Annotated in this window: 9 protein-coding genes; 3 read left to right on the forward strand and 6 right to left on the reverse strand. The window is 30.6% G+C overall.

Annotation, left to right across the window (positions count from 1 at the left end; genetic code table 11):
* Positions 1-339 precede the first annotated feature (339 nt).
* Positions 340-1395: an AraC family transcriptional regulator gene (locus tag VBY68_RS00005; RefSeq protein ID WP_415268466.1), complete on the forward strand. Its 1056-nt coding sequence runs from the start codon at positions 340-342 to the stop codon at positions 1393-1395.
* Between the two features lie 100 nt (positions 1396-1495).
* Positions 1496-2746, forward strand: coding sequence for a nuclear transport factor 2 family protein (locus VBY68_RS00010; RefSeq protein WP_415268467.1), 1251 nt, complete (start codon positions 1496-1498; stop codon positions 2744-2746).
* Between the two features lie 66 nt (positions 2747-2812).
* Here VBY68_RS00010 and VBY68_RS00015 read toward each other — a convergent pair whose 3' ends face one another.
* From VBY68_RS00015 to tsaD, 6 genes are all read right to left on the reverse strand, one after another.
* Positions 2813-4441: a pyruvate dehydrogenase complex dihydrolipoamide acetyltransferase gene (locus VBY68_RS00015; RefSeq protein ID WP_415268468.1), complete on the reverse strand. Its 1629-nt coding sequence runs from the start codon at positions 4439-4441 to the stop codon at positions 2813-2815.
* 3 nt (positions 4442-4444) lie between these two features.
* Entirely contained in the window at positions 4445-5440 is a 996-nt protein-coding gene (pdhA, locus tag VBY68_RS00020; RefSeq protein WP_099216561.1) for a pyruvate dehydrogenase (acetyl-transferring) E1 component subunit alpha, read from the reverse strand.
* Positions 5441-5582: 142 nt separating this feature from the next.
* Positions 5583-6257, reverse strand: coding sequence for a hypothetical protein (locus VBY68_RS00025; RefSeq protein WP_415268469.1), 675 nt, complete (start codon positions 6255-6257; stop codon positions 5583-5585).
* A 68-nt stretch (positions 6258-6325) separates the two neighbouring features.
* Positions 6326-6991: a M15 family metallopeptidase gene (locus VBY68_RS00030; RefSeq protein ID WP_415268470.1), complete on the reverse strand. Its 666-nt coding sequence runs from the start codon at positions 6989-6991 to the stop codon at positions 6326-6328.
* Positions 6992-7048: 57 nt separating this feature from the next.
* Positions 7049-8854: an LTA synthase family protein gene (locus tag VBY68_RS00035; RefSeq protein ID WP_415268471.1), complete on the reverse strand. Its 1806-nt coding sequence runs from the start codon at positions 8852-8854 to the stop codon at positions 7049-7051.
* Between the two features lie 65 nt (positions 8855-8919).
* Entirely contained in the window at positions 8920-9948 is a 1029-nt protein-coding gene (tsaD, locus tag VBY68_RS00040) for a tRNA (adenosine(37)-N6)-threonylcarbamoyltransferase complex transferase subunit TsaD (RefSeq protein ID WP_415268472.1), read from the reverse strand.
* A gap of 196 nt (positions 9949-10144) precedes the next feature.
* On the opposite strand from tsaD, the gene VBY68_RS00045 reads away from it, so the two are divergent.
* Entirely contained in the window at positions 10145-14533 is a 4389-nt protein-coding gene (locus VBY68_RS00045; RefSeq protein WP_415268473.1) for a translocation/assembly module TamB domain-containing protein, read from the forward strand.
* Positions 14534-14536: the final 3 nt, after the last annotated feature.

Raw genomic sequence — 14536 nt, forward strand, 5'->3', positions numbered from 1 at the left:
TTAAGCCCATTAGCGCCGATGGTACTGCCACTGGTGGGAGAGTAGGTCGTTGCCTTTCTTTTAAACCTCAATCTTTTATTAGATTGAGGTTTTTTTTTGATCTTATTTTAAATTCAATACTTTATTACTACTAAACTAAAAGATCAAGATAACTCCAAAATTGAAATTAACATAACATGTTTTATTTTAAAGAAAACTATGAATACATTAATATAGTATAGTTCTAGTAACACGTTATCTTAAAAAGCTTTTAAAACGTTACTTAGTAATGATTTTTATACTAAATAAGATTTGTACATTGAAATTTGTTTTTTAATATTTACGCTTTATAAATACGAAATGAGTTTGGATAACGAAGTTTTATTTTTTATTTGTTCTTTAGGTGTTTTTAATGGGTTTTTAGTCAGTATTTATTTTCTACTGATTGATAAGTCCAAAAGAGTACCTAATTTTATATTTGGGTTGTTAGTTTTCTTTTTAACTATTAGAATAGGTAAATCAGTTTACACAATATTTACTCCAAGGGAAGAAAGAAATTTGTTAATCATACAAATTGGCTTATCAGCGTGTTTTTTAATTGGTGTCTCGTTATATTTTTACTTAAAAGCATCTGTATTTAAAACGAAGAGGATTCCATTAAAATGGAAACTTCATTTTATTTTATTATTTCTAATAATAACTATAGTTGGTGTTATAAAGCCTTACTCAAATAATGCTCTTTTTTGGAATACATATTTTGTGAAGTTTATTTATTTTGTTTGGGGTGTTTATATACTATTATCAGCCTTTATTTTAAAAAATACTTTTAGAAAGTTGTTTTTCAAAAATGTAAGTTGTACTACTTCTGAGATATGGCTATTAGCTGTTTATACGAGTAATCTACTAATTTACTTAGCTTATATAGTTGGTTACTTTTATTTTTATTTTATAGGAACTGTTACCTTTTCAATAGTTTTTTATGGTTTAGTATTACTTTTTCTTTCAAAGAAAAATAGAGAGTCAATTTTTAGAGATTTACCTGAAAAATATTCAGCAAAAAAGATTGAAAGTGATGAAGCTATCTCATTAAAATTACAATTAGATACTTTAATGGGAGAGCAAGAGTTGTATAAGAATTCTGATGTGAAGTTATCTGATATTTCAGCTAAAATAGGCATATCTTCTCATAAATTATCTCAATTTTTAAATGATAATTTAGGAAAAAGCTTTGCTATGTTTTTAAATGAATATAGAATTGAAGAAGCAAAGAAAATCATAAGTAAAAATCATAAAATAACATTAGAGAGTATAGGTTTTGAAGCTGGTTTTTCTTCAAAATCAAACTTTTATGCGACTTTTAAAAAAGTAGTTGGACAAACACCTGCTCAGTATCAAAAGCAGTTTTTGGAAGACTAAATTAGTACAGAATTATAATTTAGTACGCCTAAATTATAACATTTCATCAAAATAGAGTTTTGTTTTAAGAGGTTTGAAGTAAAATTTAAATCTTTTAAAAATGAAAATTATAACTACGTTAATTTCAGCTTTCTTTTTTATCTCTAGTTTTTCACAAGATAAAGAAGATCTTAAAGAAAAACTTCTTGTTAATATCTATGGAAGTAAACAACAAAAAGTAATTAATTATGACAAGAGTTTTGTGTCAGATGATAAGTTGCTTTATGAAAGTATAGATCGCCCAGAAGTAAATTTAACACTTTCTGATAAAGAGTTAATAGAGAAAACATTAAATAATTATATTGAAGGAAGTTCTTATAATGAACTTAAGATTCTTATAAGTTCATTTTCAAATGAAGCAACTCTTTATTTAAAAGGAAAAGATGGCTTCAAAAAATATAGTCCTGAAGAGTATACAAATTTTTTCTCCCCTGATAAGAAAGGAAAGTTTAATGGTAGAATAGGAGAAATAATATCTATCGATATCACTAATGATATTGCTACTGCTAAAGTTGAAATTTTAATACCTAATCGTAAATGGAGGTTTATTGACCTTTTTTTATTGAAGAAGTTTACCAACCAATGGAAGATTATAAGTAAAGCAGCCACAAGAGAGTCGTCAAATGAAACAGGAAATAAAATTTTGTTTGTTGTTTCTAATACTGATTATTATTTAGGAACAGACATTCCTACAGGTAATAGTTTTGATGAAATAATATTAGCTTATGAAATGTTTAAAGATGCTGGTTTTAACATAGATATTATAAGCCCTAAAGGAGGAGCAATTCCATTAAAATATTTAAATACATCTGAAAAAATAAAGAAAGAGTATTTGTATGATAATGATTTTATGTATGCTTTAAAAAATACTAAAAGGCCAACACAAGTTCATTCGACAGATTATAAAGCTATTTATTATGTAGGAGGTGGTAGTGCTATGTTTAATGTGCCTAAGAATAAAGAAATACAAAAAATAGCGATGGATATTTATGAAAAGCAGCAAGGAGTTATAAGTGCGGTTTGTCATGGTACAGCAGGAATTGTTTTTTTAAAGAAAAGTAATGGGGAATATGTGGTTAAAGATAAACGTGTGAATGGGTTTCCAGAAGATCATGAAAAGAAGGACAAAGAATATTTTAAAAGCTTTCCTTTTTTGATAAGGAAAACAGTGGAAAGTCATGGAGGAAAATTCTTTTATTCAAATGCTCAAGAAGAACATGTAGAAGTTGATGGGCGATTGGTAACTGGACAAAATCCAGCTTCTGTACCTAAATTGATAAGGGAGGTAATTAATATTATAAATTCAAAATAAGGCAAATTTACTTCATAAAAAAAGCTCACCAACGGTGAGCTTTTTTAGTTATAATTTTATTGAAAACTAGGCTAACATAGTAACTGGGTTTTCAATATAGGTTTTTAATGTTTGTAAAAACTGAGCACCAACAGCACCGTCAACAGTTCTGTGATCACATGCTAAAGTTAATTTCATAGTGTTTCCAACTACTATTTCTCCGTTTTTAACTACTGGCTTTTGCACAATTGCACCTACCGATAAAATTGCAGAATTAGGTTGGTTGATAATTGAAGTAAAACTTTCAATACCAAACATTCCTAAGTTAGAGACAGTAAATGTACTTCCTTGCATTTCTGCTGGAGTAATTTTTTTGTTTCTAGCTTTACCAGCTAAATCACGTACAGCAGCTCCAATTTGTGTTAAACTTAATGCATCGGTATGTTTTACAACAGGAACGACTAAACCTTCATCTACAGCTACAGCAACACCTACGTGAATATGACTATGGAATAAAGTATTGTCATCGGTCCAAGTAGTATTTACTTGTGGATGCTTTTTTAATGCCATTGCACATGCTTTTACTACCATATCGTTAAATGATATTTTAGTATCAGGAATAGCATTGATAGTTTTACGAGAAGCCATTGCATTGTCCATATCTACTTCAATATTTAAGTAGAAGTGAGGGGCAGAGAATTTAGAATTACCTAATGCCTTAGCAATAGCTTTACGCATTTGAGAGTTTTTAACTTCAGAAGTGTTTTCTTCTCCAGCAATCGCAAAATTAGTTACTGCTGATGGAGCATCACTACTAGTAGCTACTGGAGCTTCAACTTTAGCAGTTGGAGTATAGTTTTCAACATCTTTTTTGATGATACGACCATTTTCACCAGAACCTTTAATGTCTGCTAAATTAATTCCTTTGTCCTTAGCAATCTTTTTTGCTAAAGGAGAAGCAAAGATTCGTCCACCATTATTATTTGATACAGTCTCTGCTGGAGTAGCAACTGTTTCTGTTTTATTTTCTACAGCTTTAGGAGCTTCTTCTTGTTTTTCAGAAGTTTCTCCACTAGTTAAAGTACCAGTTTTGTGAGCTTCTACTAAAGAAGAAACGTCAGTTCCAGCTTCACCAATAATAGCTAATAAACTATCTACTGGAGCACTTTCACCTTCTTGAACACCAATATGTAATAAAGTTCCTTCGTTAAAAGATTCGAATTCCATTGTAGCTTTATCAGTTTCAATTTCAGCTAAAATATCTCCTTCTTCAACATTGTCACCTACTTTTTTTAACCAAGAAGCAACGGTACCTTCAGTCATAGTATCACTTAAACGAGGCATTGTTACCACTTTTACTCCTTCAGGAACAGTGGTGTTAGTAGATTCTGTTTTTGGCTCTTCTGCTTTAGGAGCTTCTGTTTCTGTTTTAGCAGGCTCAGAAGTATTTCCATTTAATAATGAAGAAAAATCTTCTCCTTCTTCACCAATAATAGCTAATAAACTATCAACAGGAGCTGTTTCACCCTCTTGAACACCGATATGCAATAAAGTTCCTTCGTGAAAAGATTCAAACTCCATTGTAGCTTTATCTGTTTCAATTTCAGCTAAAATATCTCCTTCTTCAACTTTATCTCCTACTTTTTTTAACCAAGAAGCTACCACTCCTTCTTCCATCGTATCGCTTAAGCGAGGCATGTTTATAATTGTAGCCATAGTTTACTTAGATTTTATAAATGGATAATCTTCTTGTTCGTATACCATATCATATAATTGATTTAGCTCTGGATATGGAGATTCTTCTGCGAATTTCTCACATTCTTTAACCATGTCTTTTACTTCTTTATCAATTGTTTTGATTTCATCTTCTGTGGCATACTCCTTTTCTTTGATGACCTCTAAAACTTGAGTAATTGGATCTATTTTTTTATACTCTTCAACCTCGTCTTTAGTACGATAATGTTGAGCATCAGACATAGAGTGACCTCTATATCGGTAAGTTTTCATTTCTAAGAAAGTAGGGCCGTCGCCACGACGAGCTCTTTGAATAGCTTCATCTACAGCTTCAGCAACTTTGATAGGATTCATACCATCAACTGGTCCACAAGGCATTTCATACCCTAATCCTAACTTCCAAATATCAGTATGGTTTGCAGTTCTTTCAACAGAAGTTCCCATAGCATATCCATTGTTTTCAACAATAAATACTACTGGTAATTTCCAGTTCATTGCCATGTTAAAAGTTTCATGTAAAGAACCTTGACGTGCAGCCCCATCACCAAAATAACATAAAGTAACAGCATCGCTACCTTTGTATTTATCTCCAAAAGCTATACCAGCACCTAAAGGAATTTGTCCTCCCACAATTCCGTGACCACCATAGAAACGGTATTCTTTAGAGAAGATATGCATAGAACCTCCCATACCATGAGAAGTACCTGTAGCTTTACCATATAACTCTGCCATAACACGTTTTGGATCTTCACCCATACCAATTGGTTGAACGTGATTACGATAAGCAGTAATCATTTTATCTTTAGTCAAATCCATTGCATGTAATGAACCTGCCAAAACAGCCTCTTGACCGTTATATAAGTGTAAAAAACCTCTAACTTTTTGTTGAATGTAAACTGCTGCTAGCTTGTCTTCAAACTTTCTCCAAAATAGCATATCTCTATACCAGTTGATATAGGTTTCTTTGGTGATTTTCTTCATTATATACTTTAGTTGTTTATTTAAATGTTTGTTTGTTTTACCTATAGCAAAACGTAGCTACAAAAATAAGTAGTTTTTAGTAATTTAAAAAAACTTATTACTAAAAGTTGAAGAAAGGTTTTAGATAAAAAAAATGTGGTAATTACTGCTCCTTAGCTACAATAATCGTGGCTTTAGCACCTGTAGCTAAATTCCATTCATTAGATGAAATTAACATACCAGCGTCATTATATATTTTAAAAGCAGCTGTATTAGGGCCTGAGGTTCCTTGATTTAAAGCAACAATCTTTATAGTATTTATTCCTTTATCTAGGGGAAGGTTAAAAGATTGATAACGTTGTTTTAGTGTAAGGTTACTAACAACTGGAACATCATTTATATAGATAGTAACTTTGTCTCCATCTGGATATTGATAATCTCTACAAATAATATTAACACTTTTTGACTTAGTACTAAAACTACCTAAATCTTGATCAATAACTGGGTATTGATACATACCATTAATTTGTTTGAAGGCTTTTAAGTATTGTTCTTCTGCAATTTTAGCTTTGGTTAAAATTCCTTTGTTCTCTAAATCTTTTTGAGCTTGCTTTTTTTGGAGTTCTTTTTGTTGTTTTTGATGAGCAGTTTTAAACCCGTTGTTATTATCAAAATCTAGCGTTTTAGGTTTTTTTACTTCTTTAGCAGGCGCAGTAATAAAGCCAAAAGAAGAGCCCCCCTTTTTTTTGCCACCAATTGTACCATCCATCTGTGCAAAAACATTGGATGTTACGCTACATAAAAAAACGATTACAAGTGTTGGTACTATTTTCATCATTGCAAACAAATCAAAGCAAATATAATGCCGATTTTTAAGTGGTTTTTAAAATTTAGAGTTAAAGCTAGTTATTTTACAGGAAAATCAAAAAAGGTTTTAGGAAATGGTTCTCCTCTTAAGGTAAAATGCCACCATTCTTTACTATAAGATCTAAAGCCATGTTTACGCATTACTTTTTGTAGTAATTGTCTGTTCTTTTTTTGTTGTTTAGTAAGGTTCTCATAAGTAATGTGAGACGAAATCCCAAAGAAATCATAAGGACTTCCCATGTCTAGTTCTTTACCTGTTTCTAGATGTATAATTGTTAAGTCGACAGTACTTCCTCGTGAATGTCCTGATTTTGAAGAAATATATCCTTTTTTAAATAAATGACGTTTATTAATCTCAGGATAGTATTGTTGCTTCATTAATGTATCGTTTATTACTCGAGCCCATTTTACAAAATGATTTACTGCTGTTTGTGGACGATAAGCATCATAAACTTTTAACCCTAATTTTTGACTTGCTAACTCATCTTGAACTTTTTTTAAAGCTTTAGCAGTAGGAGTAGTAGCTATAAGAGTATTTTCTTCATATCCATTAACTGGAACTCCCATAAAGTTGTTGTTATGACAGTATCTTAATTCGCCTTGAATGGTAGGAGATATATCTTTTATATATGAAAATCCTTTTGGTAATTTCTGAGATTGAACTGCTAGTGAGGTAAGTAAAAATAACGATAAAATCCATTTCATAGGGTAAAAGTAATGAAATGGATTTTAACAGTTTCTCTCTTAATGAAAGATTAACTTTTATTTATCTAAAAAATCTTGATAGGCATCCTGACTGATAGCTCTTCCTAAAGAATCTAAAGGCTGATAATTGCCTTCTTGTATTACAGGTTTATTGCTTACATAATCATAAACAAAAGTTCCGTTTTTAGAAATAGTACCAAATCCTTTATTAAAGACATAATGTACATATTGATTTTCAGAAGTGTTAAAAATGTTTTTTCCAAACTTAAATTGTTCTGGTTTGCCCCCCAACATGTCTGTTAAAGTATATGCTAAATCACTTTGAGCGCTAAAATTATCAATAGTAATTCCTGTTTTATTAAGAGCTCCACCCAACCAAACCATTGGGATTTGAAATCTTTTAGGGGAATTAAAATATCCTTTATGTTTAGGTAACGGATGTCCATGATCAGATAAAATAACAATTAATGTATTATCCCACCAAGGTTGTTTTTTGGCTTCGTCAATAAACTTACCTATAGCTTTGTCTGTATAAGCTTGAGCGCTTCTGTATAAATTTTCTACAGATTTTTTACCAAATTTATATTCTCCAGGAAATTCATAAGGTTCATGACTAGTTAATGTCAGAGCTACTTCAAAAAAAGGTTCTTTAAGGGTAGGAGAAGATAAATCTTTCATAAACCGATCTAAAAAGATATGATCATGTGCTCCCCATTTTGAGTTCCAGTTTTCTTTGTCAAACTCAGTTCCATCTACAATTTTATCAATTCTACCATTACGTAAATAGGTAATCATGTTTCCAAAATTACTATCGCCACCATAATAAAAACTAGTGTTGTACCCTAGTTTTTTCATTTCTTTGGTAAGTATTGGTAACTTTCTTGCTTTGTATGGAATTTTCATAATGCTTTTTGTTGGCTGAGGGTAATAGCCACTTAAAATAGCAGGAACCCCTTTGTCTGTTCTGTCTCCATTTCCATAGAAATTAGTAAACAAAATCCCTTCTTTAGCTAGTTTATTTAGGTTTACGGTAACATCAGGTTCCCCTCCTAAAGCTCCCACAGCTTTTGCTGAAAGGCTTTCCCAAATAAGGATAATAACATTAGGCTTTTTAGTATTTAAAATAGAGTCTGTACTTGCTGTTAAAAGTTGATTCTTAGTTTTATTGATGATGTCTTTAGCAATATTATTTTTATAGTGGACATAAGGGTTTTTATCATCAGTTTTATGACTAATTGTATTAGCAAAGTTCCAGATGAAATTTACCGCAGCGTGATTAGCAAACATGCTTTTAGAGAAGTATACATTACTTTGGTTAATAGGAATATTAGCAAAACCACCTCGCATAGGGATGATTAAACCACCTATTAACAATAAAAATACTGGAGCTTCTAAAAAATGTCTCTTATTTAATTTATCAAGTGCTTTATTTAAAATTTTATTAAATAAATAAATAGCAACTGCAGAAAGTAAAATCCAAGCAAATAAACCACCAATCAACTGTAAAGTACTTACTGAAGCTAGCATTGCTTTAGGAGTGTTAATGTAATTTAAGACAGTAACATCTATACGAACTCCCCAGAATTTATACAAAGAAATATCCGTTAACATAAACAAATTAATTACTAAAAGAATAGGGAAAGTGTATCCTTTAATAATGTAACCAATAATTTTCTTAGGAATCCATATTGAAAGTAAAATAACTAAAAAGGGAATAGCAGCTAAGTAAGCAGCAAAAGAAAAGTCTAATTGAATACCATATATAAACGTTTTTAACGTAGTAAAAAAACTTAATTCAGAAGTTTTATCGAAGTAATACAATAAGAACAAAAAGCGAGCGAGTAAAAAATATATTACCCACAAAAAATAATATGTAATACTAAAAAGAAATCTGTTTTTAAAGTTAGTCATTGTAGTATAAAAGAGATTTATTCAGTAACTTTTAAACGAGCTTTAGCAGTTACGGAAATATCAGAATAATCGTTGTTTAAATACTTTAAATATCCAGCTATGGCAATCATTGCAGCATTGTCAGTTGTGTATTCAAATTTTGGAATATAGGTGATCCATCCCCAGTGCTTTTCTGCTAAAGTTAAACGTTTTCTTATTTCTGAATTGGCAGAAACACCACCAGCAATTGCTATATGTTTAATACCAGTTTGTTTTACGGTATTTTTAAGTTTGTCCATCAAAATTTCAATAATAGTATATTGAATAGAAGCACAGATGTCATTAAGATTTTCTTTAATGAAATTAGGGTTTTCTTTTACATTTTTTTGAACAAAATATAAGATTCCAGTTTTTAAGCCACTAAAACTAAACTCCAAATCACCAACCTTAGGTTTCGTAAATTTAAAAGCTTTAGGATTCCCTAATTGAGCATATTTATCAATTAAAGGTCCTCCCGGATAAGGCAAACCTAAAATTTTAGCAGATTTATCAAAGGCTTCACCAACTGCATCATCAATTGTTTCACCTAAAACTTCCATTTCAAAATGATTGGTGATTTTTACAATTTGTGTGTGCCCACCACTAATAGTTAAGCAAACAAAAGGAAATGGAGGTATTTTACTCTCTTCTTCTTTAATAAAATGAGCTAAAATATGTGCTTGCATATGGTTGACATCTATCAGAGGAATGTTTAGTCCTAAGGCTAAAGATTTAGCAAATGAAGTACCAACTAATAATGAGCCCATTAACCCTGGGCCACGAGTAAAAGCAATTGCATTTAAATTGTTTTTAGTTATACCAGCTTGTTCAATAGCTTGTTGTACAACAGGAACAATATTTTGTTGATGCGCCCTTGAAGCTAGTTCAGGAACCACACCGCCATATTTAGCATGAACTTCTTGGTTTGCTACAACATTACTTAACACTTTTCCGTTACAAATTACCGAAGCACTTGTGTCGTCACAAGAACTCTCAATACCTAAAATATAGATGTTTTCTGTACTCAAATCTTTTCGGATTTAGGTTACAAAAATATTGATATTACGTTAGATTTTCGTTAAAAATAACATTTCTTTAAAATAAGGCAGCATTTTTGCAGTTTGCTGATTACTTTTGTTAATAGGATTATAAATAAGGGAAGTTATTAAAAGATTAGGGAACATAATAGGTAGAATAATAAAGTACGCAGTACTTTTTCTGCTCTTGCTTTTTCTTTTACTATCGTTACCTTTTGTACAAAGTCAACTTGCCAAACAAGCAACGAATTGGGTAAACAAAGAGTTTAATACCAATATTGTTGTAAAAAAAATTGATTTATCATGGTTAGGAAGTGTTCAGTTAAAAGAAATTGAGATTAGGGACCATCATAAAGACACTTTAATATTTGTAAATAACCTAACTACTTCCTTACAGAACGCCAAACGAATATTAGAAAATAAAGTAGATTTAGGTGAAGCCTCTTTAAGTGGAGTTCATTTTTATATGAAAACCTATAAAGGAGAAAAGAATGATAACATGTCTATTTTTGTAGACAGTTTTGAAGATGGAAAACCAAGAGACAGTTTAGCTGCACCATTTATTCTTAAAAGTGATAAAATTTCTTTAGAAGATTTAACTTTTAAGTTAATGGATGAAAATAAGCAAGATCCACTGGAGTTTGCGGCATATAAAGCAGGAGCTGAGTTAAACGATTTCTCGATTATAGGTCCTGATGTTTCTATGAAAATAAGAAATATGTTTTTCACAGGAAACAGAGGGGTTAACGTGTCAAATTTATCGACAGACTTCACGTATACAAGATCCTACATGGATTTTAAAAATACAACGTTAGAAACAGATAATAAAACTAAACTTCATGCAAAAGTTAAGTTTACTTACAATCGAAAAGACTTTGTAAACTTTAATGACAAGGTAAGAATTAAAGCTAAGTTCCAAGAAAGTGTAGTTTCAGTAAAAGATTTAAATAAGCTATACAATGAAATTGGTGGGCATGATTTTCTGTATATAAGCGGAGATATTGATGGTGTTTTGAATAACTTTAGTGCCAATAATGTAAGAGTACATTCAAAGGGAGGTATGAGAATTATTGGAAATATGGGATTTGTTAATGCCGTTAAAACCAGTAGAGGTTTTGTGTTTGATGCAGACTTAGATAACCTTACAGCAAATTACTTTCAATTAAGAAATGTACTACCAAACTTATTAGGGAGAACATTACCAACAGAATTTCAAAGACTTGGGAATTTTACTTTGAATGGGATAGTGAGAGTAACTCCACAACAAATGGATGCTACTGTATCAGTAAAATCAGAAATCGGAACTGCAATTTCAGATCTTCAATTAACAAATATTGATAATATAGACAAAGCAGAGTACACAGGAGAGGTAGAATTTAAAGATTTTGACCTTGGTGTTTTTGCTAACGACCCTGTATTAGGAACCGTTTCGTTAAAAGCAGATGTTAATGGAAGTGGGTTTAATGTTGATAATGTCAATACCATAATTATAGGGAGAATAAGTAGTCTTTTTTTTAATAAGTATGAATATAAAAACTTACAAGTAAACGGACAGTTCCAAAATAAAAAGTTTGATGGTTTGCTAAATGCAGACGATGATAACTTCAAATTAAAATTTGAAGGACTAGCAGATTTTTCATCAGAGATTAACAAATTTGATTTTATTGCTGATGTTGATAGAATTGATTTGAAGAAAACAAACTTATTTACTCGTGATAGCATTTCTGAGTTAAAAGGAAATATTAACTTAAACATTTCTGGAAACACATTTGATGATATTGTAGGGAAAGCAACCTTTAAAAATTTAGTGTACAGAAATCAAAAACAGAGTTACCCTTTTAAGAGTTTTGAAGTAAACTCATCAGTAAAAGATAGTATTAAAAATATAGAAGTAAACTCGGAAGATATTGTAAAAGGGTATGTAAAAGGAAAATTTTCTTTTGAAGAATTACTACCAATTACACAGAATGCTTTGGGTAGTGTGTATACAAACTATCGTCCACATGAAGTAGCGCCAAATCAGTTTTTAGATTTTGACTTCACAATTTATAATCAAATTATAGATATTTTTTTGCCAAACATTTCAATAGGAAAAAATACACGATTAAAAGGTCGTATTAATTCAGATAAAAACTCGTTAAAACTTACATTTGAGTCTCCTGAAATAAATGCATATAAAAATATAATTGAAGGAGTGGTACTGAGGTTAGATAATAAAAACCCTTTATATAATACTCACTTAACAGCTAATAAGGTTAATACAAAGTATTATAATATTGAAAAATTAAACTTATTAAATCGTACTCAGAACGATACATTGTTTTTTAAATCGCTATTTAAGGGAGGAAAAGATTATGCAGAAAGCTTTAGTTTAGATTTCTTTTATACAATTAATGAATTTCAAAAATCTGTTGTGGGAATTCAAAAATCTAAATTACACTATAAAGGTTTTGATTGGTTAATAAACCCAAATGATGACAGAAATAATAAAGTAACATTTGATTTACAAAAAGATGATTTTACAATTAGTCCTTTTGTTCTTAAATCAGGAGAGCAAAGAATAGATTTTAAAGGAATTGTAAGAGACAGTACTTATAAAGACATACAAGCAAATTTTAATAAAGTAAAACTAGCTAGTTTTTTACCACCAGTGGACAGTTTAAAATTAGATGGAAAACTAAATGGGAGGTTAGAGTTTAAGCAAGAAAATGAAATTGTAGCTCCAGAAGGAAACTTATATGTAGAAAATTTTTACATAAACGATTATTCGCAAGGAAATTTAGCACTAAATGTTACGGGAGATAATTCTTACGAGAAATATAATGTCAATTTATCTCTAGAAAATGAAAATGCAAAGAATATATCCGCTACTGGAGGAATTGACTTTTCTACAGAAAGACCAGTTATTGACCTAGATATTTATCTGAAAGAGTATGATATTGCTGCTTTCAGTCCATTAGGAGAAGATGTATTATCAAAGCTAAGAGGAAAAGTAACAGGAGACTTTACTGCAAAAGGGTATTTGAGAAATCCTGATTTTAAAGGAATCTTAAATTTTGAGAATGCAGGATTAGCTTTCCCGTATTTAAATGTAGATTTTGACTTAAAAGGAAATACGAGTGTTGTTTTAGATAAACAAGAATTTATTTTTAAAGACATAATTCTAGAAGATACAAAGTACTTAACACAAGGGGATTTATCTGGAAGTATTGTGCACCAAAATTTTAAAGACTGGTTTTTGAATTTTGACATTAGTACTCAAAATTTATTGATTCTAGATACACAAGAAACAGAAGAGTCTCAGTACTATGGAACTGGCTTTTTAAATGGGGAAGCAAAAATCAGAGGACTTACAAGTTATTTAGATATTGAGGTTAACGGAAAAACAAACAAAGGAACCCTATTTGTAATTCCGTTAAGTGATGTTAAAACGATAGATAATTATAAGTTAATCCGATTTAAAACAGGAGAAGAAGAAGAGGGAGCAAAAGGAAAAGTTATTGGAGATATAAAAGGCCTAGATTTAAGGCTTAATCTAGCTGTAACAAAAGATGCAGTAGCTCAGGTGGTAATTGATAAAGTTTCGGGAAGTGAGTTAAAAGGAAGTGGAGAAGGAAATCTTAGAATTGATATTGATACACGAGGTAAGTTTAACATGTTTGGAGATTTTACCGTAGACAATGGTTTCTATAATTTTAAATATGCAGGAATAACCAAGCCTTTTATTGTACAAAAAGGTGGGACTATTTCTTGGAATGGAGATCCTTATGAAGCCGACTTAGATATAACTGCAGTATATAGAACTAAAGCAAACCCAGCACAGTTACTAGATAATATTAATTCAAATCGTAAGATTCCAATTGATTTATACACGAAAATTACAGGAGGATTATTTAGTTCAAAACAAGAATTCGATATTAAAATACCAAATGCAAATTCAACAGTAAGTTCAGAGTTAGAGTTTATTTTGAATGAGAATGATTTAAATACCAAAATGCAACATTTCTCTTTTTTATTAGCCTTTGGTACATTTTATAATCCGGATGCTATTGGTAGTAGTGCTAGTTCAGGAATTACAGGTACAGCCTCTGAAATTGCTTCAAGTATTTTAACGAATATGTTAAATAGTGACGGAAATAAATTTCAGTTAGGAGTAGGATATACACAAGGAGATAGAGGAAATGTAGATAACCTTAATTCAGACGATCAACTGGATGTTTCGGTATCAACGCAATTGACCGATAAAGTATTAGTGAATGGGAAGGTAGGAGTACCGGTAGGAACTAACACACAAACCAGTGTAGTTGGAGAGGTAAAAGTAGAGGTACTTTTAAATGAAGAAGGTAATTTAAGAGGTACAGTATTTAACCGTCAAAATGAAGTACAGTATTCTACCGAAGAAGAAGGATATACACAAGGAGTAGGTATTTCATATCAAGTTAATTTTAATAACTTGCGCGACTTAGGAAAAAAACTAGGTTTTAATAAAAAAGACAAGAAAAAAGAAGTAAAAAAAGACAGTCTAAAACCAAAGAAAAAAAGCCTAATCAACTTTAAATCTAAAGAAAAAAAATAACCA

The sequence above is a fragment of the Tenacibaculum ascidiaceicola genome, from assembly GCF_047470925.1.
Lineage (GTDB): Bacteria > Bacteroidota > Bacteroidia > Flavobacteriales > Flavobacteriaceae > Polaribacter > Polaribacter discolor.

Bases quoted from the DNA above. Each gene is read 5' to 3' on its own strand.
- VBY68_RS00005 (WP_415268466.1), top strand. From the start codon at position 340: ATGAGTTTGGATAACGAAGTTTTATTTTTTATTTGTTCTTTAGGTGTT.
- VBY68_RS00010 (WP_415268467.1), top strand. From the start codon at position 1,496: ATGAAAATTATAACTACGTTAATTTCAGCTTTCTTTTTTATCTCTAGT.
- VBY68_RS00015 (WP_415268468.1), bottom strand. From the start codon at position 4,441: ATGGCTACAATTATAAACATGCCTCGCTTAAGCGATACGATGGAAGAA.
- pdhA (WP_099216561.1), bottom strand. From the start codon at position 5,440: ATGAAGAAAATCACCAAAGAAACCTATATCAACTGGTATAGAGATATG.
- VBY68_RS00025 (WP_415268469.1), bottom strand. From the start codon at position 6,257: ATGATGAAAATAGTACCAACACTTGTAATCGTTTTTTTATGTAGCGTA.
- VBY68_RS00030 (WP_415268470.1), bottom strand. From the start codon at position 6,991: ATGAAATGGATTTTATCGTTATTTTTACTTACCTCACTAGCAGTTCAA.